Genomic DNA, 21703 nt, shown 5'->3' with positions numbered 1-21703 from the left:
CTGCTGCTTCAGAAACATTCTGTCCATCACCAGAGCCCAGGCAGCGCTTTGATCTGCAGTGACTCTTGTGAGAATGGATGGGTCAAATAAAGTTCATAGGCATGCAGCTCAAGGCGAGCTGCAGTTTTTTTCTGATAAAGAGGGTCTCCGACGATAGGGTGTCCAATGCTGGCAAGGTGGACACGAATCTGATGTGTACGTCCTGTATCTAATACACAATAGATCGAAGTCGTTTGGGCATTGCGAGCGGCAATCTCAACGTGTGTCACCGCAGATAAGCCATTGCGTGGGTCAATGACTCGTTTGCGACGGTCGTGGCGATCGCGTCCGATTTTTTTGCGAATGGTTTGGTTTTGATCCAATTGTCCCCAGACTGTTGCTTGGTAGCGACGATAAATTTGCTTACTTTCAAGCATTCGTCCCAAAATAGGCAAGACTAAGGGGTTTTTAGCAAATAAAATGACGCCGCTGGTCTCTTTATCTAATCGGTGAACGACATAGGGTCTTGTCTCTGGTGCAAGATATGCAGCCAGATCATTTAGAAGTGTGCCGGTTTCATTCGGTTGGTTGGGGTGGGTTTTGATACCAGCGGGTTTATTGACAACGATCAGATGTTCATCTTCAAACAACACCGTAATCTCCTCTTTGTTCCCAGGAATCACTGGCTGATACGTGTAATCTGCTTCTTCTAGAAGAAGCGTGAGCTGATCCCCACCTGCTACTTCCTGATGGAAAAGGGCTGTTTCGCCGTTGACGCGTACATTTTTGCGGGTTCGTAGTAAATGGCGTACTTTGCGAGGGACGAGCCATTCTTGTTCTAATAATTCCCGAATCGTTGTTCGAGGATGGTCATTAGGTAATGTAATGGTATATTCCATAAAAATCCCTTTCTAAGACGTGATCTATTTGCTATTATAGCATCTTTAAGATTTTCTTATAAAAAAAACAACAAAAAACAGAAGTTTCGCTGATAGAATTGACGAGCAATCTTTTGTGGATGAAATTTACTGCTAGAGCCGTATTCCAAACGGTTTGATTTATGCTACACTTTGATAAAAGGAGCGTGGAGAAATGGATTTGAAACAAATCCTTCACAAGATAAAAGAATCGATCCAAACTTTCTGGCATTGGATCAAGCCTTATCTACAGCAATTCCATCAATGGCGCAAACGCATTTGGAAGAAATATCATGTGAATAAAATAGTTATTTTACTGACTTTAGTGGGTATTTTAGTGATGAGCGGTTACTTGTTTTATATCGCCAAGAATACCAAAGTTAGTGAATTAGAATCAGGATTGAAAGAGTCCACTGTGATCTACGATGCGAAAGGAGAAGAAGCTGGGCAGCTCTATTCTCAAAAGGGCACCTATGTTGATTTAAAAAGCATCTCCCCAGCAGTCGTTCACGCACTGATCTCAACGGAAGACCGCAATTTTTATAATCACCATGGGTTTGATATCAAAGGGATCGCTCGGGCGGCATTGCGGATGGTAGTCAATCGTAGTGCAGAAGGTGGCGGTGGGAGTACAATTACGCAACAGCTAGCAAAAAATGCCTATCTTTCTCTCGATCAAACCTTTAGCCGAAAAGCCAAAGAACTGTTTCTAGCGATTGAAATCGAAAAAAAATACTCAAAAGATGAAATATTGGAAATGTATTTGAACAGTTCCTATTTTGGTAACGGAGTCTGGGGGATTCAAGATGCTTCGCTCAAATATTTTGGTGTCAATGCTTCAGATTTGACGGTGGGAGAAGCAGCTACCTTAGTAGGTATGCTTAAAGGTCCATCAATTTATAATCCTATCGATCATCCGGAAAATGCGACGAACCGACGAGATACTGTTCTAGGACTGATGGTGGACAACAAAATGCTGGATCAATCTGTTGCCGATCAAGAAGAACAAGTTTCAATAGCTAGCCTGTTGTACGATGGCTATGGGAATTCAGAATCTGGCTATAAATATCCCTATTACTTTGATGCAGTGATCGATGAAGCGGAGTCTTACGGACTTGATGCGGATGATGTGATGAATCGTGGATACAAAATCTACACAGCATTGGATCAAAACTATCAGGCACAAATGGAAGCTGCCTATAAAAACGATGCGCTCTTTCCAGAAAATGCGTCTGATGGAACGATGGTCCAATCAGGTTCGGTGGCATTAGATCCGACAACTGGCGGTGTTCAAGCATTGGTAGGGCGACGAGGTGAACATGTTTTTCGCGGGTTCAATTTTGCTACCCAAATGAAACGCTCGCCAGGTTCGACGATCAAACCCATCAGTGTTTATGCACCTGCAATCGAAGCGGGCTATAATCCAGATAGTATTTTGGAAGACAAACCTCAAAGTTATTATGAGGCAAAGAATTACGATGGAACCTATTCCGGTGAAGTGCCGATGTATCAAGCATTGGCTCAAAGTTTAAATCTGCCAGCTGTTTGGACACTTCATGAAATTGGTCTCGACCGTGGATACAAAAAGACTCAGGAATTTGGGCTAACATTGTCAGAATCGGACAAATATTGGGGATTGGCGTTAGGCGGATTGGAAACTGGCGAATCACCGCTGACCATGGCTGCCGCGTATGGTGTCTTTGCTAGCGGAGGCTATTACTACCAACCGCATTTGATCACCAAAATCGTTGATTCAACGGGCGCGGTTATTGTAGATAATACTTCAGTCAAAGGAAAACAAGTCATCTCCAAAGAAACAGCAGACAAGATGACAAGCATGATGCTGGGTACCTTCTCTAATGGAACCGGGGTCAGCGCTAGCCCTTATGGCTTTACGATCGCAGGAAAAACCGGTACAACGGAAACAAACTTTGATTTATCAAAAGTCAATGATCAGTGGATCGTTGGGTATACACCTGATCTCGTAATCTCTACCTGGCTGGGCTTTGAACAAACGAGTGCCGAACACTATTTGACTGGAACTAGTGGGCAAGTCGTCGGCAAGATATTTAAAGCGGAAGCCGAAAGTCTCTTGCCTTACAGCCAAGGAAGTCAGTTCCAAGTAGCAGATGCCTATATGACTGGTGGGAAACTGATGGCAGCAGATGAAGTGCCAGATCCAAATGAATCAACGGACAACGATGACTGGAAAAAATCAGTTGACGAGTTTGCCGAAAATGCCAAAGAAGGATTAAAAGATTTTGGTGAGCGCGTCAAACAAGGAACCAAAGAACTTTTTGGTAATCTATGGAATACGATCAATGGTAATTGATGCTAGCTTCTACTGCATGTGCATCCGAACAGTATGTTATAATAAGAAAAAAATAAAGTGAGGGAATAGCATGGCAAACATTTATGATACAGCGAATCAATTAGAACGAGAATTACGGGAATCTGAACAGTTTCAAGATTTAAAAGCCTCGTTTGATCGTTTGAAAGAAAACCAAGAAGCATATAGCTTATTCAAGGAGTTCCAAGGCTTGCAACAAGCTTTGCAACAAAAAATGATGTCAGGTCAAGAAATGACAGAAGAAGAAGCACAGCAAGCACAAGAACTTTCTCAAAAAATTCAGCAAGATCCAATCGTTTCGGAATTGATGCAAAAAGAGCAAGCATTTAGTCTGGTGGCCAATGATTTGAATCGAATCATCATGGGCCCTGTGCGGGACTTATACGAAGCCTAAGCGCTAGCTTGCTGGCTTACCGCAGCCCAAAAGAGACAAGGGGTTCTCAAACAGAGGGCTCGGACTTGTGCTCATTCTATGCCGATTTACAGTGCTTTAGATAGCGTTATAGGCTAATTTGAGCGGACAACATTCGAAGGATCGGGGACTTCCTCGACTCTTCGAATTTTTTTGTTCAAAAAGGCGAACAAATTTTCGTATTTTGCTGACGAAAAAACAAAGAAATGTTATGATAGAAGCAAAAGGGGGAAAGGTATCATGCGTTTTTTACATAGTGCTGACTTGCATATTGATCGTTCTTTCGAAGGGATCCGCATGTTATCGGATAACGTCAAAGAGCAGCTTCCACTGATCAATCGAAAAATAATCAATAAACTGGTTGATACGGCACTGGAGCATGAAGTGGATTTTGTTCTCTTGGCGGGGGATACCTTCCACCAAGCCCGTCCAAGTCTGCGGATCCAGCATGACTTTTTTCAAGAGATTTCCCGACTTGCGTCAGCAGAGATCCCTGTCTATATGATCTTTGGAAACCATGATTACTATGATCCGCAGCGTTATTGGTTTGATTTTCCTGAGAATGTTGTGCTGTTTCCCAGTGAAACGGTTGAAACGATCAAAGGCGTAACCAGAAATGGTGAGACCTATGCTATCAGTGGGTTTAGTTATCAGCAGCCTTGGATTACACAGAACAAGATCAGGGAATTTCCCAATCGCCAAGCGGTTGATTTCCATATCGGTATGTACCACGGGGATAGTGCAGGGGAACATTATGCACCCTTTTCTATGAGTGAAATGAAGCAGAAAGGCTATGATTATTGGGCACTAGGTCATATTCATGTTCCTAAGATCCTTTCAGAAGAGCCTGCGATCGTTTATCCAGGGACCCCACAAGGCAAAACGCAAAAAGAACAAGATACAGGCGTTGTTTTAGCCACTTTGAGTGCTCAGGGTACCGAGATTCAGCCGATCGATCTGGCTGAGATCAAATGGGCCCAGCAAGAGGTCTCATTAGCAGCTTGTAAGGATCAGCGTTCGATTTTGCAAACGATCTTGAAGGAGGTCAACACGAGTCAGCCACGACTGATCAAATTAGTGCTGACAGATACGGATCAGTTATCTTCAGATTGGTTTTCTGAAACAGAAAAAAATGAAATGATCGCCTATTTGAACGAGCAGCTGTCAAGAGACGTGTTACAGACAATTTATGCAATCGAAGTCTACAAAACAGAGACAGACAAAATTCCATTAGCGATCCCGGCGTCCTATGTCGATCAATTACTAGCTATTTATCAAGACCCGTCTATTTTTGCTGAAGGACTGAATGATTTGCTTCGTCATTCGTTACTTTATCGCGGGATTGATCAAGGTGCCTTTCAAGAAGAGGTCTTACAGCAGACGAAACACTTGCTGGAGAATGATTTCCAGTGGGAGGAAGAAGTATGAAAATTTTAAAAGCAGAGATCACCGGGTTTGGCCGTTACCATGATCAAGTGATTGAATTTTCCCAAGGAAATCAATTGCTTTTTGGCAACAATGAAATCGGCAAGTCGACATTGTATCAGTTTATTGCGGCTATGCTGTTTGGTTTTCCTAAAAGAACAGCTAAGAAAAAGGATTATACCCCAAAAAATGGGGCCGCTTATGGAGGCAGATTGTGGCTAGTTGTCGAACCTTACGGGGAAGTGATGATCGAACGTTACCGTCAAATCGATCGAGGAAGAGCCAAAGTCCATTTCAACGGGCAGACCGGCGACGAGGAAATGCTGGCACAGTTGCTGCAACCCTTGAATCAGACGTTGTTTTTCGATGTATTTACTTTTCAGCAAGAACAACTTGCCCAAATTGACAAGCTGCAAGAAAATGAATTGCATCAAGCACTGATTTCTTTGGGAATCAGTGGGAGTCAGAAGATGCTGCAACAAGTGGCTCGCTATGAAGCAATCAATCAACAAAATTATAAACCGCGGGGACAAAAACTCCCTTTGAACCAAGCGTTGAAACGCTTGGAAAAACTACAGGAAAAAATTGCCCAAAAAGAAAGCGAAGAACATCGCTTGCAACAGCAGTATCAGCAGATTTCACAGATTCAAAAAGAATTGCGGCAGCTAGAAGAACAGCAGCAAGTGCAAAGCAATGCTTATCAAGCTGTTCAACAACAGATCAGCCATTGGCCATTGTATGAAGAATGGCAACAGCTATCAAGCCAGCCAGCTGCAGTAGCGGAAAAAGACGCTCAGGAAATCAGCAGATTTTATCAGACCTATCAGCACTTAACAGAAGATATTCATCAAAAAGAGGCAGAACTTGATCGTTTGGAACAAGGGCAAGCTTCAGATAAATATTTCTTTTATCTGGACAACGAACATTTGATCACTCAGATCCTTCAGAAACAAGTTGAGATGGCCCGATTGATGGATCGGCAGGAACAGGCGCTAGAAAAGGAACAACAAGCACGAATGGCGTTGAACCAGCTGATCAATAGACGGCAATGGTCAAAAGAATCACCACCACTGCAGACAGAACAAATTCAGGAACAATTAATGAATCTGGAGCAAAGCGACTACCAGTTAGAGGAAGCAAACAAGCGCTTAGAGTGGTTAAAAGAGAAGGAAAATCATCTTCAACATGCTTTATCACGGTTGGAACAGGCGCACCCAGGATTGATGGGAGAGCAAAAAATGGCTATTCCTATGGTGCCATTAGTAGGTGGTTTGGTTGCTTGTATTGCAGCATTCTTTTTACCGTCTCCTTGGCGCTGGTTGTGTATAGCGGCTGGCACCGTTGGTATTGGACTAGCAATTTGGGAGGCGATGAAACAACGTCCTCATAAACAAGGTGACAGCAAAAAACAATGGCAAGAGTTATTGTTGCAAACGGATCTGATTGCCTCAGAGATCGCAGATTTGACAGAAGCCAATAATTTACAAAAACAGCAGAATGAACGATGGCGTCAGGCGCTGCAACCTTTTTTTGGAACGGAACCTTATCACAGATGGTCGGTCTTCTTGCTGCAGTACCAAGAGGATGTTACTAATTATCAGTTGTATGCTCGCCAGCTTCGCGAAGCCAAAGAACAACTGCAAGAGGTCACAGAACAGCTTCAGCCTTATCAAGCGGTGTTTACACCTTTTGCTGATTGGTTGCCCCTGCAAAATAAGACAATACTGGAGCAGGCTCAGCTATTGCATGAATTCAATGAAGAGATGCAGGCTGTTAAATTGGCGCGTTTACAGCAGCCCAGCACGTTGTTGGCGCAGCAACTTGCTCGCAAAAAGGCGGAGCGGACTGCATTGTTGGAGGCTTCTCAAGAGATTCTCTCACAAGCTGGCATTGATCAGCCAGCAGAAATCAGTCTTTGGCTCAAACAATGGGAGACGCATCAACGGGCAGCAAAGCGGGAAGCCGAATTAGCAGTCATGCTGGATTCGATTTTCCCGGAACCAATCACGCAAGAAGAATTGCTGGAAAAGAAAACGCAAGTGGCACAAAAGCAAAAAGAGCTGCACCAGCTTAGTCGACAAAAGGCAGAGCAAAGGCAACGGCTTGAACTAGAAGTAGCCGCCAGCCAAAAAAGCGGTACGCTGAGTCAGCTCTATCAGGAAGAAAGCGAACTGCGGGCAAAAATCGAGGAATTGGCTCTTGCTTGGAGCAGTCGACAATTAGCTGCTTCGGTATTGTCCGATTTGACGACTGAATTGTCTGAGCAACAATTGCCGCAATTACTAGAAAAAGCTTCGACATATTTCAGATTGCTTTCCAATGACCGCTATCACCAAGTAACACTGCATGAGGGACAATTAGTTGCCAGCAATGCTAGCGATAGTTATTCGATCATCGATCTATCAACAGGAACAAAAGATCAGCTGATCATGGCGATCCGCTTCGGTTATCTTGCGTTGCAACAAAATCATCCTCTTAGTCCCATCATTATCGATGATGGCTGGTTGCATTATGATAGTGCACGAAAAGAACGGTTAGCGGAATTATTCGCTGAGTTTGGCCAATATTACCAAGTAATTTGTTTGTCTTCTGACCAAGAAATGGTAAGCTATTATCATAAATACCAGCAATCCGTACAAGAACTTAGTCAAAGGATGTGAGAAATTTGGCTATGCGCCAAATGTTAACATGAAAAAAATTCGAGAATTGACCGTAGATGAGACGTTTCAACTGTTTTTGCTGATTAAAAATGCGGATGTTCGTATCGCAAAAAATGGCAAAAAGTTTATCGCGTTTACTTTTCAAGATACTTCTGGAACAATCGACGGAAAGTTTTGGGATGCTTCTGAGGAAGAAATCAATCGCTTCGAGGCTGGTAAGGTCGTTTTATTAGATGGAAAGCGAGAAGTTTATCAAGGAAATCCCCAAGTCAAGATTTTGCATCTGCGTCTGGCAAAACCAGAAGAACCTCATGACCCGAGCCAGTACATGGAAAGAGCCCCTCTGAAAAAAGAAGACATGGAAGAGGAAATCAATCAGACATTGTTTGAAATCACCAATCCTCATTGGAATCGTATCGTTCGTTTTTTGCTGAATAAATACAAGAAAGAATTTTTCGATTTTCCAGCAGCTAAACGGAATCACCATGCCTTTGCTAGTGGATTGGCTTACCATACAACGACAATGTTGCGAATCGGAAAATCTTTGGTCAAAGAGTATCCGGAAATCAATGCACCGCTTTTGTATGCAGGAATTATCCTGCATGATTTAGGAAAAGTGATTGAATTGACGGGTCCAATGACGACAGAGTATACATTAGCTGGAAATCTGGTTGGACATTTAGTGCTAGTAGATGAAGAAATTACCCAAGCGTGTATTGCTCTTAAATTTGATGATAAACAAGAAGATATCGTTGTGCTGCGGCACATGGTTTTGGCTCATCATGGATTGTTGGAATATGGCTCACCAGTTCGCCCAAGAATTATGGAGGCGGAGATCCTGCATCAAATCGATAACATCGATGCTTCTATGCAAATGATGTTGTCATCTATTCGCTTAACGGAACCAGGAGAATACACTGAGCGGATTTTTGGGATGGATAATCGTAGTTTTTATGTGCCGAAAGATGTATAAATAAAAAAAGATTGGCTTTTGCCAATCTTTTTTTGCTGTTATTTTTCAGAGGAATCTGTAGCAGATGAACTTGTTGTTTCAGTTGATTCTTTTGTGGAATCAGTTGCATTCTCTTTGTTATCTGATGCATCTGTAGCAGAAGAATCAGTTGAATCTTTTGTTTCTGCTGCAGAAACATAGTCAGAAAGAATATCAGCTAGATCTTCATCTTTCATTTTCACATTGGCAGCTTTCAATTCTTTACCAATCGTTTTTGCCACGAATGTAGAATCGTTCAATAGCGTGTTTTGTGCGATTTCTGTGATTTGATCTTTGTATTTGTCCATGTCGTTGCCTTTGTCTTGGTTTTTGACCATTTTGACAATGTAGTAGCTTGTTGTATAAGTAGAAGCATCCGTAGCAGAAATGACCTCTGAAATTTCACCATCTTTTAATGCAAAGGCAGCTGTTTGTACTTCAGCTGGCACAGTTGTTGAGGTTGAGTCGAATTTGACTGTACCACCATCTTCTGCAGTCGCTGTGTCTGTTGATTTTTCTTTTGCTAATTTACTAAAGTCAGCACCATCTTTTTGAGCTTCTTTCAATACATCTTTCGCATCATCTTCACTAGTCAATTTGATCAATTGTGCTTCAACTTCTGGATGGAAAGAATCCCAAGCTGCTTTCAGCTCATCATCACCGATATCCATGTTCGCTTTTAGACCTTCTTGTAATGCTAATTGTTGTCTGATTTGTTCACGATAGCTTTTTTTAGTAAGCCCAGAAGCTTCCAATGCAGACTCAAATTTATCGCTGTCGCCATATTGTTTCGCAGTTTGATCGTATTGTTTGTCGATCATTTTCTCTGTAACATCATCCCCATATTTTTGATCGAAGACTTTTAAGACGATCAATTGGCGGATAAGACTTTGGTTATTCTGATCTGTTTTTGCTTGTTCGTAAAAATCTTCAACCGTGATTTTACCGCCTTTCATGGTTGCAATCTCATTACTTGAACTTCCGGAACAAGCAGCTAATGTCAAAACGCTTAGTGCACTGACTGCTGCTAAAATCAATTTTTTCTTCATTCGTTTAAGCACTCCTATTTTCTAAATATTTCAAAGAATCACAGCTAATACTATACCACACTCTTTTTTTAATTGGGAAGAAAACAAATGATGTTTCAAACAAAATTCATAGATTCTCCAATATTTGCTAATTATTTTCTTCTTGGGGAACTGATTTGGCTTGAATCGTCGTGACATGTTGGTTCAAACGATCCACGTGGGTCTTTATCCGCTCGATTCTTGGCTGTGCTTGGAATTTGAATGATTCAAAATCTTTTGTGAAAGATTCTTTGACAACAGGAATCGTTTCGTCAACCGTTTTACGCGTCAATGTGACAGCATCTTTTAAGTTTTTGACACTTTCATTAAACTCAAGAGTCGCTTCCGTGGTCTCATCGACATAACGAATCATTTGTTCGCGGGTTTCTTTGCCGCTTTTTGGTGCAAATAGCAGCCCGCCTAATCCGCCGGCTAGAGAGCCGAATAACAAACCTTTGATAAAGTTACCGATCATTTAGTCCACCAGCTTTCCGATTTTTTCAGCGATCTCTGTTAGCTGTTCTTGTGAGTAATCCTCTGCATGATTACCGAAATGCATCGAGAAATCATCTTTCTCATCGTAACGAGGAATCAAATGAATATGGGAATGAAAAACAGATTGATAAGCCAATTCTTTATTGTTATTGATTATGTTGAGTCCATTGATCTCAGGAAAGGCTTTTTCGATTGCCCGAGCGATTTTAGGAACGCGAGCAAAGACCTCTGCAGCAAGGGCTTCATCATACTCAAAAATATCCGTTACGTGGACTTTCGGAATAACTAATGTATGTCCAGGTGTTACTTGGGAAATATCCAAAAAGGCATAGACTTGATCATCCTCATATACTTTGTAACTAGGAATGTCACGATTGTTGATCTTACAAAAAATACAATTTTCCATTTCATAAACCTCCTTGTTCTTCTAGTCCTACTTTACCATATTCTGCTGATTTCGACAGTTTTTGTTCTTGAATTCCTTCAAAAGCAGGCCATCGCTTCTTTTCCATGTAAAGTACGGATGTTTGTGGAGAGAAACGCTTGCATTTGTCCGCTTGCACCAATAGACTTAAAAGCAGAAATAGAAAAGGACGGATACGATGAAACCAATCATTAAAGAAACGTTACAGAAAAAAAAGACCAAACGAGAAAAAATCAGCTATCTTGCCTATGCGTATAAGGAGTGGCTGATTGCAGGACTAGCAGTCATTCTAGTAGGAGGTTCACTGATCTATTCCATGACAAGACCAAAAGAAGTTGTTTATACAGTGGCTGTCGTTTCTGAAACTGAGCAACAACCAACCCAATCCGAATTTGAAAAAGCAGCGACGGATTGGGTGAAACAAAACGTTGCGCCTGATCACGAAATAACAGTTACATTTGTTTCCTATGAAGATCCAGCCGCTGTCCAAGCCTTTACGACCCGTTTAGCTGCCGGAGCAATTCAAGCCGTCATTTTTGATGCGTCCGAAGCAGACAAGTGGGTCGAGCGTTTTGGTAGCAGTGAGTTGCCAAAAGAACCGTTGCAAGTAGCTGGACACGAGTATGTTGTTCAAATAACTAATAACGGAAAATAGCAGATTTCAAGAAGTAGATGACTGCTCTTTGACCGCTGCTTCATGGTATAATAGTCGATATTGGAGGAACGAAAATGACATTACAAGTAGAAAATGTAACAGGCGGTTATACACAGCTACCTGTTCTAAAAAATATTGATTTTTCGATCGCGGATGGTGAACTTGTGGGGTTGATCGGTTTGAATGGTGCTGGTAAAAGTACCACGATTAAAGAAATCATTGGTCTGCTACAACCTCACACTGGAAAAATCACTATCAACGGACTATCGTTGAAAGAAGATCCGCAAGCGTATCGCAAGCAGATCGGCTACATTCCTGAAACGCCTTCGCTTTATGAAGAATTGACTTTAAAAGAGCATATCGAAGTAACGGCAATGGCTTATGACATCCCTAAAGATGTCGCACTGCAACGGGCGGAGCGGTTATTAAAAACATTTCGCTTGGAAAATAAGTTGGACTGGTTTCCAGCAAATTTTTCTAAGGGAATGAAACAAAAAGTCATGGTTTTGTGTGCTTTTCTAATTGAACCAAGTTTGTACATCATTGATGAGCCTTTTTTGGGCTTAGATCCATTGGCGATCAATGCATTGCTTGAATTGATGAATGAGATGAAACAAACCGGGGCATCAATTTTAATGTCGACCCATATCTTGGCTACAGCTGAGAAATATTGTGACAAGTTTATCCTGCTTCACAATGGCGAGATTCGAGCCCAAGGAACGCTGTCGCAATTACAAAGCCAATTTGGGGCTGAAGGAGCGTCCCTCGATGAATTGTACTTAGCATTGACAAAGGAGAGTCAGCTATGAAGGGGTTCTTCTCACAACGCTTGCAACGACACCAGAAACAGATGAGTCGCTATTTGCGTTATGTTTTCAATGATCATTTTGCGATCCTCAGCACATTTCTAATGGGTGGATTGGGTCTATATTATTCGAATTTGTTAAAAACGCTCCCTCGGCCGTTCCCTCAGGGGGGAATCGTATTGCTATTGATCTGGTTGGCACTTTTGTCAGTCGGCAAGTTGGCAACATTGGTGAAACCAGCAGATTTGATTTTTCTTTTAGCTAAAGAAAAGCAGATGGCGGACTATCTTGCTCAAGCACTGCGTTATTCGATGTGGCTGCCTTTTGGGGTCTCCTTTTTAGTCGTTGGTGCGACGATGCCTTTAGTCGTAGTAGTTACTGAACAAACGTTTGCGAGCTTTTTCTTTTATTTAGGGACGATTTGGTTGTTAAAAGTTACGGATCTCTGGCTACAGCGTTTGTCTCTTTATCAAGGACAAGAACAGCTTAACAATCAGCGTGTTCTGTGGGTGATTGCTGCATTGAGCAGCCTTTTAGCTAGTCTGTATGTTGCGCCTTGGGTTGGATTGCTCTTAGCTGTTCTACAAGCTGCTTGGTTCAACCTTCAGTGTCGTCCGACAGGCCTTCTATTAGATTGGGATCGCATGATCCACATGGAAGAAACGAGACTTCATCGCATTTATCGGTTTATCAACTTGTTCACAGATGTACCTCAAATCACAGCAGCAGCCAAACGCCGCAAGTATTTAGATGGTCTGTTGAATAGGATTCCTTTTGGACAGGAACAGACTTATCGCTATCTATATGCTCGCCGCTTTTTGCGAGGGGAACAATATAGCGGGCTTTTTTTCCGTTTGACACTGATTGGTGTATTAGTGCTTTTCTTTGTTCAAGAATGGTGGCTTAGTCTAGTGTTAGGATGTATGTTTCTTTATTTGATCGGTTTTCAGCTACTGCCGATGTATAATGAGTTTCAGTACATGATTTTGACTCATTTATATCCAATCGAGGAGGGACAAAAACAGACAGCCATTAAATGGCTATTGCTTAGATTATTAGGCGGTGCTGCTTTCATTTTTGGTGTAGTCGGCTTGTTCCGAGTGACAATTCTTTGGCAAGGAGTGCTAGTGCTGTTGGGCTTTTTGTTATTTACAGGACTCTTTTTGGTTTTCTATGTACCTGCCCGCTTGAAAAAAATGCAAAGTCAATAAAGATGGCTGGACGTTACTCGAAAAAACCGAACGCATATGCGCTTGACGTTGACTCTTTAGGAAGCTAGAATAAGAGATACTGTGAAATAAGGAGAGAAGCTAGGATGGATATTCGCTTGGATCAAGATTGGCGCCTGAGACCAATCAAAGGCGACACCGGCAAAGCCTACATTGGCTTGAAGGACAATGATAAAGTCTTTATCAAACGAAATACGACCCCGATGCTTGCGGCACTCTCCAAAGAGGGGATTACTCCTAAACTTGTGTGGACCAAACGTACCGGCAATGGCGATACGTTGTCTGCTCAAGAGTGGCTAGATGGTCGTGTATTGGACCCCGAAGAGATCGGTCAAAGAAATGATGTGATCGATGTATTGTATCATTTGCACCATTCCAAAACATTAGCGAAGATGCTAAGCAAAATCGGTGGTCAAGTGATGACGCCAGAAAAAATGTTAGTTGAATATGAAGAAAATTTACCTAAAGCGGTTGTTCAAAATCGCTTTATTGCTATTGTTTATCGTTATTTAAGAGAGAACATTCCAGAATTTCAGGAACAAAAGGCCTCCGTCGTTCATGGGGATGTCAATTACCGTAATTGGCTTGTTTGCCAAAACTATCTGTATTTGGTTGATTGGGATTCGATCATGTTTGCGGATCCTGCAATGGATATCGGTACGATCTTAGGGCATTATGTTCCATTATCCAGCTGGCCACATTGGCTAGTGCGTTACGGGATTCATGGCAGCAGTGAAGTGATTGAGAAAATTTATTGGTATGCTTTATTAAGTATGCTTCAGGAAGTAAAGAAGTACTACCAACGCGGGGATTATAAAGCAATGAATGCAGAGATTCTGCAATTAAAAAGAATTTATAGTGAATGAGAAGATGGAGCGAAGCAACAAGTTCCATCTTGTTTTTTCGGAAAGGAAACAACATGAGAGTAAGAAAACGTGCGGGAGCAGAAGAATTAGTCCAAGCGCATCCCGAATTTGTAGTAGCTGAACCGACAGCGTGGAAAGGCCGTTGGAAGGAACGATTTGGCAATGATCATCCATTGCATATTGAGATCGGTATGGGAAAAGGCCGTTTCATTACCGAAATGGCTAAAGCACATCCGGAAATTAATTATATTGGCATCGAAATGCAAATCAGTGTGGTTTCCATTGCACTGGATAAACTGATCGAACAAGACATCCCTAATGTGCAGCTGCTGCACGTTGACGGTTCCGCATTGACGAATTATTTTGCGGATCATGAAGTCGATCAAATCTATTTGAATTTTTCAGATCCTTGGCCAAAAAAGAAGCATGAGAAACGCCGACTAACATCGAAAGCTTTTTTGGCAGTCGATGAACAAATTTTACGTCCGAATGGTGAAATTCATTTCAAAACGGACAATCAAGGCTTATTTGAATATTCACTCGCCAGCTTTTCACAGTATGGTATGATTTTAAAACAAGTATGGTTGGATCTTCATCAAAGTGACTATGAAGGAAATATCATGACCGAGTATGAAGAGAAGTTTTCCAGCCGCGGTCAAAGAATCTACCGGGTAGAAGCCCAATTTGTGGCACCAGAAGATACGACCAAAAATTAAATAAGCGAATCCTAGCGTTCAGACTGTAGTACAAGGCAGAAAATGTCTTTGTTCTACAGTTTTTTTGTATAGAAAAGTAAAAGCTGCGTATCTCTTTTTAGGAGGGTGACAATGGACATTTGTGCATTTTCAGATGAGTTGGTGGAGTATGCGAAGGTGCATAAAATGCAAGATCTATCCATACTGCCAACAGTCGAAGGGATGACTCTGATTTTCAGCAAAAGTTACTATCGGCAAATGTATCGCAAAGTTACTGCAGAAGACGCGCAACAATTGATCACTCGATTCAAATTTTTGGGCGGTATGGAAGTAGGGGAAAAACGAAGAGCGCAATTAGGGGCTATCAGCTATCCTTTGGCAGATGGAGAGCAGCGTATCCGGGTTTCGACTGTTGGGGATTTCCAAGGTCAAGAAAGTTTAGTTCTGCGTTTTTTGCACTCTTTAGGTAAGTTCCATCGATTCTTTATGAATGAACAATATGAAATAATCGCAGATGCATGCCGCTATCGAGGGCTCTATCTCTTTTCTGGTCCTACTGGATCGGGGAAATCAACACTGATGTATCGCTTAGCTTCAGCTGCAGCAGGTCAGGTGATCACGATCGAAGACCCGGTTGAGATCGTTGAGCCTCGTTTTTTACAGTTGCAGACCAATCCAATGATCGGCCAGGATTATGATGAGCTGATTCGTTTGTCGTTGCGGCATCGACCTGAGCTATTGCTGATTGGTGAGATCCGCAACAAAGAGACGGCCAAGGCTGCGATCCGTGCGGCACTGACAGGGCATCGGGTTTTTGCGACGATCCATGCACGGGGATTAACGGAAACAATTGCGCGATTGCAAGAGCTGGCAGAGGAAGCAGCTGTGATCGACCAATGCCTCCAAGGAATCATTTATCAGCGCTTACTGCCAGATCTTCACGGAGTCCCTCACGCATTGATGGCCTATACCTTTTATGAACCCCACAAATCCTCAATGACTTGGGATCAAGCACTAACAAGGATCAGAGAAAAGGAGCAGATCACCCGTGAGATTTTTAACAAGGAAAAGTAAACGGCTTTCCCGCAAACAGACCCACGTCTTATTAGCCACATTTACGGTTTTATTAGAGAGTGGTTTCTCATTACAGGAGAGTTTGCTTGTTCTACTTCGCAGTGGCCAATTTGATCCGAATACAGTAAAAGATATTGATCAGCGACTGAAACAAGGTCAACGACTCAGACAGGCCTTTTCTTTGCTGCATTTATCTGAAGCCGAACAAAATCAGTTGGACTTGGCAGAGACCCATGGCAATCTGGTGGATACGTTGCAGCGAATGGTCGCTTACCAGATCCTTTTAGAAAAACAAAATCAGGCATTACAAAAAGTGTTGGCGTATCCCCTTCTATTGCTGGTATTTGTCTTTACCGCTCTCTTTGCCATGCGCCGGTTTCTATTGCCTCAACTTCTGGCCTCCGGCATGATCGATGCGAATCATTGGGGCATTCTCTTTATTACGGCAGCACCATGGATCGGTGCGGTCATTGTAGGCGGATTGGGAGGTTTCGTTCTTGTTGTAAGAGGAATCTATGCCAAGCAGACAGCATTGAAGCGAGCCACTTTTTTGAGTCGATTGCCTTTTTGGGGAGACTTGTATCGCTGCTATCAAACTAGTTATTTTGCATTAGAGTGGGGGAAATTATTTCAGCAAGGCTTGGAAATTCGTCAGATCATTACGTGCATGCAACAAACAAGTACAGCAACATTAGTACAAGAACTAGCTGTTCAATTAGAGCTGTGCCTAGCAAGTGGCGGATTGTTGCCGGACAAATTAAAGGACTATGCATTTTTGACGCCAGAGTTTTCATTGATTGTGTTCCAGGGTGAAATGCGAGGGAAATTAGGAGAAGAATTGTTTGTTTATAGTCAGCTTTTGACAGATCGGCTTTTCCAACAAATCGAGAAGAAAATCCAGTGGATTCAACCAGTCATTTTTTTATTAGTGGCCCTTCTGATCGTGGGAGTTTATGCTGCAATGTTTTTGCCGATTTACGGCAATATTCAAGGAGTGATCGAATGAGAAAATTGAAGCATCAAGGGTTCACATTGGTGGAGATGCTGATTGTACTGTTAGTGATCAGTATTTTGATTTTATTGTTTGTACCAAACTTATCTGCACAACGTACAGTGATAGATGAGAAAGGAAATGCGGCAATCGTCAAAGTCGTAGAAACCCAGATTGAGTTGTTCCAGCTTAATGAGAATCGAACACCGACTCGACAAGAATTACTAGCTGGAAATTATGTAACGGAGGAGCAGTATGCGATTTATCTTGCCCATCGAAACGAATAGCAGTTTTTTTACTTGGCGGGGATTTACAATGGTGGAGAGTTTGATTGTCCTATTAGTCGTTTCGATTTTCGTCTTTCTTCCGCTAGTAGCTATCGACCGTTACCAAGCATATTTTGAAGTGTGGGGGTTTTGTGCTCGTTTGGAAAAAGGATTGGCAGTAGCACAACAAACAGCGATCATTGATGCTCGCGAAACGAAAGTCGCTTATTCTGATTCACCAGTTCCTACGATTTATTTTCATTCGACGATCACAGGTGAAATCAAAATGGAGCCCCTTGAAGTTCCCTCGCAGCTGGCAGTACGTGTTTTTCCTGTGCTTACATTCACCAGTCAATCCGGCAATTATACACGGATGGAAACATTACGGTTTGAATGGCTCGACCAACAAAAGAGCATTATCTACAAATTTCTTTTTGGAAGTGGACGATATGATAAGATCATCGAATAAAGGATATATCATGCTGGAGAGTATCATTGGATTTGGCTTGCTGACGACGAGTGTCTTCCTTTTTGTGACTGTCCAGACCCATATTTTGCAGCAAAGTGCACAGTTACAGGCCAAGGTGGCTGCTATTCGGGTATTGTATGAAGAAGTCCAATGTCAAGCATTTGAACAGGAAGTCGTTTATTCGACACAACGTACAGAGACGTATCAGTTGTCTTTCGGTTTCAAGCGTGACCGAAGCTATGGACGGATTGTAAGAGGCCCTCTCATCATGGAGATCAACTATGAAGAGTAAGGGTTTTACTTTGTTGGAATGTTTGCTGTCTTTAATAATCTTAGGACTCAGTGTGTTGTTGATCAACGGAATCATTCGCCAGATGCCTCAAGTTAATCAACAGCTTTTTGCTCGCAAAGACCAAGAATGGCAGATATTTTTGATTCAGTTAGAAAGGGAGCTTCAAACGTGTACGTATGTTTCAGTGAGTCCGTATACACTTTTTTTAAAAAGCAGCAAAGAAAATGTAGTCACGATCGATCGAATCAATGGGAAAGTCCGTAAAAGAGACAATAATGGCTACCATCCGTTATTGACGGAAGTATCATTGATTTACTTTGAAAAAAAGGCATCCTCGATCCAGTTTACAGTGACTTTCGAGAATGGAGAGGTGAGAATTGGTCAATGGCAGATTCCTGCATAAGGGCGGTATCTTTTTTTCAGCAATGATGCTGATTCATTTGCTGAGCCTTATGTTGCTAACGGTTTTAGAAAACACTCGGACAACTACTGATTTCTATATTAAGACTCTTCACATGTATGAGGCACGAATCATGAAAGAACTTTTTTTGGCGGATTATCAGCGGTTAACATATGCCGAGCAGGGCAGTGTCAACTACAATGTAGGAAGGGTCATTTATGAACAAAAAGAAGAGCTGTTGTTGATTCAATGTGTCGTCAATCAGCGCACCTTCCGTTTTACCGAAATTTTGTCAGGTGATTTAGAAAAATAGCAACAGATCTTGAGTAACTATAATACAGAAAAAGGCACAGACATACTGTGTCTTTTTTCTGTATAAAAGAGTTGGAAAGTATGTTTGTCTCTTCACAAATTATTCTGAAAGATAGCGATTGATTATTTTGGCTGAATCAGCTAAAATTAAACAGGTATGTATGTTGTTATAGTTTTGAAAAGAGGTGCAAGATGTCCCCAGAAAAAATGGAAGAGTCTTTTCATTTATCGCTAGAAGCGATTCAAGTGCTCCAAAACGCACTAGAAACACCTTATTTGGATGCATATATCGAGACGATCGAGAATTTTATTGATCAGTATCGCGTACGGGTGATCGACGGAGTACCTAGTGAAGCGGATGCTCAACGGTTGGAAGCGATTTATAAAAAATTAGAGCAGATACCCTTAACAGCAGAAGAACGGCGTAAACTTGCTCAACTACTTCTGTTAAAGGGCGGACAAACCGAACATCTGCAGCCTAATCATCAGCTGACACCAGATAGTATCGGTTTTTTGTTTGTGTATTTGATCGAGCAATTGACACCAGCGAAGCAACAAACCAAGATTCTGGACCTTTCGGTTGGAATGGGGAATCTTGTCTTAACGCTCTTGCTCAATTTGCAGTTAGCGCAAAGAGATGTGCAAGCAACAGGTGTTGACATTGATGAAACATTACTGAGTGTTGCTGCAGCTACAAGCGAATGGACTCAAGCCCCGCTGCATTTGTTTCATCAAGACGGGTTGCAAGAATTGTTAATCGACCCAATGGACATTGCTGTCAGTGATTTGCCAGTCGGCTATTATCCACAAGATGAAAAAGCAGCATCGTTTCTTACTTCAGCTCCCGAAGGACATAGCTTTGCCCACCATTTATTGATGGAGCAAGCAATGAACTATGTGAAAGAAGATGGCTATGGACTATTCTTAGCTCCGGCTAATTTCATGGAAACTGAACAAAGCGATTATTTGAAGAAATGGCTCAATGAAAAAGTCTATCTGCAAGGAATCATTCAATTGCCAGACGAGCTTTTCAAAAATGAGCGATCAAGAAAAAGTATTGTGCTGATTCAAAATCATGGTGCAACGAGCAAGCAAGCACCAGTATTACTTGCTAAACTCGCATCTCTCAAGGAACCAAAGAACATCAAGAAATTTTTCGAACAATTTGAAGCTTGGAAAGCATCAAATTTGTAATATAAATCGGATAAGGAGAAAATTATGTCTAAAACAATTGCAATCAATGCTGGAAGTTCAAGTCTAAAATGGCAGTTATATCAAATGCCAGAAGAAACGGTGGTCGCTAAAGGGATCGTTGAACGTATCGGATTAAAAGATTCGATTTTTACCATCAAGTATGGGGAAGATCAAAAATTCGAACAAATCATCGACATCAATGATCATGAAGTCGCAGTAAAAATGCTTTTGGATCAATTGATCGAATTGAACATCTTAGGTTCATATGATGAAATCACTGGTGTTGGTCACCGTGTCGTTCATGGAGGAGAAGACTTCCCGGATTCTGTTGTGATCACAGATGAAGTGATGGAACGCATTGAAGCATTGGCAGAGTTTGCACCATTGCATAACCCAGCCAACTTGATGGGGATCACTGCTTTCAAGAAGATCTTACCAGATATTATTAGTGTTGCTGTTTTCGATACTTCTTTCCATGCAACCATGCCAAAACACAACTACTTGTACAGTCTGCCATTGGCTTACTACAACGACTATAAAGTACGTAAATATGGTTTCCATGGTACAAGTCACCGTTACGTGTCAGAACGTGCGGCTGAAATGTTAGGCAAACCGATTGAAGATTTGAAAATCATTACTTGTCATTTAGGAAATGGCGCATCGATCACTGCAGTTGATGGTGGAAAATCTGTTGATACATCAATGGGCTTCACACCACTTGCAGGAGTGACGATGGGTACTCGTTCTGGTGATATCGACCCAGCTGTATTGCCTTATTTAATGGAAAAATTAGACCTATCGATCGATGAAATGATCGATGTTTTGAACAAAAAATCTGGTTTGTTAGGACTTTCCGGGATTTCTAGCGATATGCGGGATCTTGAAGCTAATTATGACAAAGAAGAAGTAAAAGTTGCGTATGATGTCTTTACTGACCGCATTCGTAAATATATCGGCGGCTATGTAACAACAATGAACGGTGTTGATGCAATCGTCTTTACTGCTGGTATCGGTGAGAACGATGCCCATGTCCGCAGTGAAGTCATCAAAGGAATGACTTGGTTTGGTTGTGAACTTGATGAAGAACAAAATGCCAAACGCGGTGAAGAGTTAGTCATTTCTACAGAAGATTCTAAAGTCAAAGTCTTGTTGATTCCAACAGATGAAGAATTAATGATTGCTCGCGATGTGGAACGTTTGCGCGGTTAATTGTCAGAGATCAATTGGAACAGACAAGCTTTATTATCAGACAAAAAAGTGTTAAGCCTCGGCTTAACACTTTTTTTTAAAACATTTGATCTCCGTGGATACGAATAAAAAATAGGTGAAAGCTGCAAATTCAGCTAGAGCTAGTGTGTTCTTTCTTATATTTTCAGCGAATCAAACGGTGGAACTCAAAACTTATCTAGCCATTTTCTCATAGCTTTTTTGACTTTGGTTCCATTTCGTTGTCAGAGGTTGCTTGGTTTACCAGCAATCCGTCCGCAAAGGCGGCCACGTCTTCGCCAGTTACTTGAAGAACACTTTTTTCTTGTTGCGCACTGTCTTCAAACAAATCCAACAGATCAACGAGTGGTTGGAAATCGCTGGCAAGATTTATTGGATCAACTTTCATAAAGTACTTTTGGATTTCTTTGTAGACGATTCGATAATCATTCGGCAACTGATTTGCCCGTTTTTGCAGAGCACGCCATTCTTTTTTACCTTCTAATGCTTCTTTTATTCCCATCTTCA

The 21703-nt window shown here is 41.8% G+C and carries 24 protein-coding genes; 19 read left to right on the top strand and 5 right to left on the bottom strand.

Translation table 11 applies throughout. The annotated features are described in order from the left end of the window. Window positions 1-26: 26 nt before the first annotated feature. On the bottom strand, window positions 27-878 hold the full coding sequence (locus tag EG2_RS12965; protein WP_060815067.1) for an RluA family pseudouridine synthase: 852 nt from the start codon (window positions 876-878) through the stop codon (window positions 27-29). Between the two features lie 193 nt (window positions 879-1071). Here EG2_RS12965 and EG2_RS12960 point away from each other — a divergent pair, with 193 nt between their 5' ends. From EG2_RS12960 to EG2_RS12940, 5 genes are all read left to right on the top strand, one after another. After that, window positions 1072-3228, top strand: a complete 2157-nt coding sequence (locus tag EG2_RS12960) for a PBP1A family penicillin-binding protein (protein ID WP_060815066.1) — start codon at window positions 1072-1074, stop codon at window positions 3226-3228. Between the two features lie 70 nt (window positions 3229-3298). Beyond that, complete coding sequence (locus EG2_RS12955; protein ID WP_060815065.1) at window positions 3299-3640, top strand: YlbF family regulator; 342 nt, start codon at window positions 3299-3301, stop codon at window positions 3638-3640. A 258-nt stretch (window positions 3641-3898) separates the two neighbouring features. Next, window positions 3899-5086 carry a metallophosphoesterase family protein gene (locus tag EG2_RS12950; protein WP_060815064.1) on the top strand — a complete coding sequence of 396 codons (1188 nt, stop codon included), beginning with the start codon at window positions 3899-3901 and terminating at the stop codon, window positions 5084-5086. Continuing rightward, window positions 5083-7743: an ATP-binding protein gene (locus EG2_RS12945; protein ID WP_071870146.1), complete on the top strand. Its 2661-nt coding sequence runs from the start codon at window positions 5083-5085 to the stop codon at window positions 7741-7743. The genes EG2_RS12950 and EG2_RS12945 overlap by 4 nt, the downstream gene beginning before the upstream one ends. Before the next feature lie 28 nt (window positions 7744-7771). Continuing rightward, window positions 7772-8716, top strand: coding sequence for a 3'-5' exoribonuclease YhaM family protein (locus tag EG2_RS12940; RefSeq protein ID WP_060815081.1), 945 nt, complete (start codon window positions 7772-7774; stop codon window positions 8714-8716). A gap of 38 nt (window positions 8717-8754) precedes the next feature. Here the strand turns inward: EG2_RS12940 and EG2_RS12935 are convergent, their stop codons facing one another. The 3 genes from EG2_RS12935 to EG2_RS12925 all read right to left on the bottom strand — a co-directional run bounded on the left by EG2_RS12935 (window position 8755) and on the right by EG2_RS12925 (window position 10702). Then, entirely contained in the window at window positions 8755-9783 is a 1029-nt protein-coding gene (locus EG2_RS12935) for a peptidylprolyl isomerase (RefSeq protein ID WP_003128425.1), read from the bottom strand. A 127-nt stretch (window positions 9784-9910) separates the two neighbouring features. Then, the gene (locus EG2_RS12930; protein WP_060815063.1) at window positions 9911-10276 is read right to left on the bottom strand and encodes a YtxH domain-containing protein; all 366 of its coding nucleotides are present in this window, start codon (window positions 10274-10276) and stop codon (window positions 9911-9913) included. Then, on the bottom strand, window positions 10277-10702 hold the full coding sequence (locus EG2_RS12925; protein ID WP_005472896.1) for an HIT family protein: 426 nt from the start codon (window positions 10700-10702) through the stop codon (window positions 10277-10279). It abuts the gene before it with no gap. A 196-nt stretch (window positions 10703-10898) separates the two neighbouring features. On the opposite strand from EG2_RS12925, the gene EG2_RS12920 reads away from it, so the two are divergent. The 14 genes from EG2_RS12920 (at window position 10899) to EG2_RS12855 (ending at window position 21178) form a co-directional block, all read left to right on the top strand. Next, complete coding sequence (locus EG2_RS12920) at window positions 10899-11375, top strand: hypothetical protein (RefSeq protein WP_060815062.1); 477 nt, start codon at window positions 10899-10901, stop codon at window positions 11373-11375. 74 nt (window positions 11376-11449) lie between these two features. Further along, window positions 11450-12184 (top strand): ABC transporter ATP-binding protein, encoded by a 735-nt coding sequence (locus EG2_RS12915; protein ID WP_003128430.1) that lies wholly within the window; start codon window positions 11450-11452, stop codon window positions 12182-12184. Next, window positions 12181-13392, top strand: coding sequence for an ABC transporter permease (locus EG2_RS12910; RefSeq protein ID WP_060815061.1), 1212 nt, complete (start codon window positions 12181-12183; stop codon window positions 13390-13392). The genes EG2_RS12915 and EG2_RS12910 overlap by 4 nt, the downstream gene beginning before the upstream one ends. A gap of 104 nt (window positions 13393-13496) precedes the next feature. Beyond that, window positions 13497-14276, top strand: a complete 780-nt coding sequence (locus EG2_RS12905; protein ID WP_003128432.1) for a phosphotransferase family protein — start codon at window positions 13497-13499, stop codon at window positions 14274-14276. A 53-nt stretch (window positions 14277-14329) separates the two neighbouring features. Continuing rightward, window positions 14330-14992 (top strand): tRNA (guanosine(46)-N7)-methyltransferase TrmB, encoded by a 663-nt coding sequence (trmB, locus tag EG2_RS12900; protein WP_060815080.1) that lies wholly within the window; start codon window positions 14330-14332, stop codon window positions 14990-14992. Window positions 14993-15103: 111 nt separating this feature from the next. Next, window positions 15104-16045, top strand: a complete 942-nt coding sequence (gene comGA / locus EG2_RS12895; protein ID WP_060815060.1) for a competence type IV pilus ATPase ComGA — start codon at window positions 15104-15106, stop codon at window positions 16043-16045. Beyond that, complete coding sequence (gene comGB, locus EG2_RS12890; protein ID WP_060815059.1) at window positions 16020-17051, top strand: competence type IV pilus assembly protein ComGB; 1032 nt, start codon at window positions 16020-16022, stop codon at window positions 17049-17051. Before comGA ends, comGB begins: the two co-directional genes overlap by 26 nt. Then, on the top strand, window positions 17048-17323 hold the full coding sequence (comGC, locus tag EG2_RS12885) for a competence type IV pilus major pilin ComGC (protein WP_029487321.1): 276 nt from the start codon (window positions 17048-17050) through the stop codon (window positions 17321-17323). The genes comGB and comGC overlap by 4 nt, the downstream gene beginning before the upstream one ends. Then, a complete protein-coding gene (gene comGD, locus EG2_RS12880) occupies window positions 17292-17771 on the top strand; it encodes a competence type IV pilus minor pilin ComGD (RefSeq protein WP_060815058.1) in 480 nt (159 codons plus the stop codon). The genes comGC and comGD overlap by 32 nt, the downstream gene beginning before the upstream one ends. Continuing rightward, window positions 17752-18063: a hypothetical protein gene (locus EG2_RS12875; protein WP_071870145.1), complete on the top strand. Its 312-nt coding sequence runs from the start codon at window positions 17752-17754 to the stop codon at window positions 18061-18063. Before comGD ends, EG2_RS12875 begins: the two co-directional genes overlap by 20 nt. Then, complete coding sequence (gene comGF, locus EG2_RS12870; RefSeq protein ID WP_060815057.1) at window positions 18053-18466, top strand: competence type IV pilus minor pilin ComGF; 414 nt, start codon at window positions 18053-18055, stop codon at window positions 18464-18466. The genes EG2_RS12875 and comGF overlap by 11 nt, the downstream gene beginning before the upstream one ends. A gap of 22 nt (window positions 18467-18488) precedes the next feature. Next, complete coding sequence (gene comGG / locus EG2_RS12865; protein ID WP_258863374.1) at window positions 18489-18776, top strand: competence type IV pilus minor pilin ComGG; 288 nt, start codon at window positions 18489-18491, stop codon at window positions 18774-18776. Between the two features lie 191 nt (window positions 18777-18967). Beyond that, window positions 18968-19969: a class I SAM-dependent methyltransferase gene (locus tag EG2_RS12860; RefSeq protein WP_060815056.1), complete on the top strand. Its 1002-nt coding sequence runs from the start codon at window positions 18968-18970 to the stop codon at window positions 19967-19969. Window positions 19970-19993: 24 nt separating this feature from the next. Then, a complete protein-coding gene (locus tag EG2_RS12855) occupies window positions 19994-21178 on the top strand; it encodes an acetate/propionate family kinase (RefSeq protein ID WP_003128443.1) in 1185 nt (394 codons plus the stop codon). Window positions 21179-21386: 208 nt separating this feature from the next. On the opposite strand, the gene EG2_RS12850 is transcribed toward EG2_RS12855, so the two are convergent. Next, on the bottom strand, window positions 21387-21698 hold the full coding sequence (locus tag EG2_RS12850) for a DUF1048 domain-containing protein (RefSeq protein WP_060815055.1): 312 nt from the start codon (window positions 21696-21698) through the stop codon (window positions 21387-21389). Window positions 21699-21703: the final 5 nt, after the last annotated feature.

Source organism: Enterococcus gallinarum NBRC 100675, from assembly GCF_001544275.1.
Lineage (GTDB): Bacteria > Bacillota > Bacilli > Lactobacillales > Enterococcaceae > Enterococcus_D > Enterococcus_D gallinarum.
The sequence above is the reverse complement of the archived record's forward strand: the minus strand, read 5'-3'. Positions and strand labels throughout refer to the sequence as shown.

Bases quoted from the DNA above. Each gene is read 5' to 3' on its own strand.
- EG2_RS12965 (WP_060815067.1), bottom strand. From the start codon at position 878: ATGGAATATACCATTACATTACCTAATGACCATCCTCGAACAACGATT.
- EG2_RS12960 (WP_060815066.1), top strand. From the start codon at position 1,072: ATGGATTTGAAACAAATCCTTCACAAGATAAAAGAATCGATCCAAACT.
- EG2_RS12955 (WP_060815065.1), top strand. From the start codon at position 3,299: ATGGCAAACATTTATGATACAGCGAATCAATTAGAACGAGAATTACGG.
- EG2_RS12950 (WP_060815064.1), top strand. From the start codon at position 3,899: ATGCGTTTTTTACATAGTGCTGACTTGCATATTGATCGTTCTTTCGAA.
- EG2_RS12945 (WP_071870146.1), top strand. From the start codon at position 5,083: ATGAAAATTTTAAAAGCAGAGATCACCGGGTTTGGCCGTTACCATGAT.
- EG2_RS12940 (WP_060815081.1), top strand. From the start codon at position 7,772: ATGAAAAAAATTCGAGAATTGACCGTAGATGAGACGTTTCAACTGTTT.
- EG2_RS12935 (WP_003128425.1), bottom strand. From the start codon at position 9,783: ATGAAGAAAAAATTGATTTTAGCAGCAGTCAGTGCACTAAGCGTTTTG.
- EG2_RS12930 (WP_060815063.1), bottom strand. From the start codon at position 10,276: ATGATCGGTAACTTTATCAAAGGTTTGTTATTCGGCTCTCTAGCCGGC.
- EG2_RS12925 (WP_005472896.1), bottom strand. From the start codon at position 10,702: ATGGAAAATTGTATTTTTTGTAAGATCAACAATCGTGACATTCCTAGT.
- EG2_RS12920 (WP_060815062.1), top strand. From the start codon at position 10,899: ATGAAACCAATCATTAAAGAAACGTTACAGAAAAAAAAGACCAAACGA.
- EG2_RS12915 (WP_003128430.1), top strand. From the start codon at position 11,450: ATGACATTACAAGTAGAAAATGTAACAGGCGGTTATACACAGCTACCT.
- EG2_RS12910 (WP_060815061.1), top strand. From the start codon at position 12,181: ATGAAGGGGTTCTTCTCACAACGCTTGCAACGACACCAGAAACAGATG.
- EG2_RS12905 (WP_003128432.1), top strand. From the start codon at position 13,497: ATGGATATTCGCTTGGATCAAGATTGGCGCCTGAGACCAATCAAAGGC.
- trmB (WP_060815080.1), top strand. From the start codon at position 14,330: ATGAGAGTAAGAAAACGTGCGGGAGCAGAAGAATTAGTCCAAGCGCAT.
- comGA (WP_060815060.1), top strand. From the start codon at position 15,104: ATGGACATTTGTGCATTTTCAGATGAGTTGGTGGAGTATGCGAAGGTG.
- comGC (WP_029487321.1), top strand. From the start codon at position 17,048: ATGAGAAAATTGAAGCATCAAGGGTTCACATTGGTGGAGATGCTGATT.
- comGD (WP_060815058.1), top strand. From the start codon at position 17,292: ATGCGATTTATCTTGCCCATCGAAACGAATAGCAGTTTTTTTACTTGG.
- EG2_RS12875 (WP_071870145.1), top strand. From the start codon at position 17,752: ATGATAAGATCATCGAATAAAGGATATATCATGCTGGAGAGTATCATT.
- comGF (WP_060815057.1), top strand. From the start codon at position 18,053: ATGAAGAGTAAGGGTTTTACTTTGTTGGAATGTTTGCTGTCTTTAATA.
- comGG (WP_258863374.1), top strand. From the start codon at position 18,489: ATGATGCTGATTCATTTGCTGAGCCTTATGTTGCTAACGGTTTTAGAA.
- EG2_RS12860 (WP_060815056.1), top strand. From the start codon at position 18,968: ATGTCCCCAGAAAAAATGGAAGAGTCTTTTCATTTATCGCTAGAAGCG.
- EG2_RS12855 (WP_003128443.1), top strand. From the start codon at position 19,994: ATGTCTAAAACAATTGCAATCAATGCTGGAAGTTCAAGTCTAAAATGG.
- EG2_RS12850 (WP_060815055.1), bottom strand. From the start codon at position 21,698: ATGGGAATAAAAGAAGCATTAGAAGGTAAAAAAGAATGGCGTGCTCTG.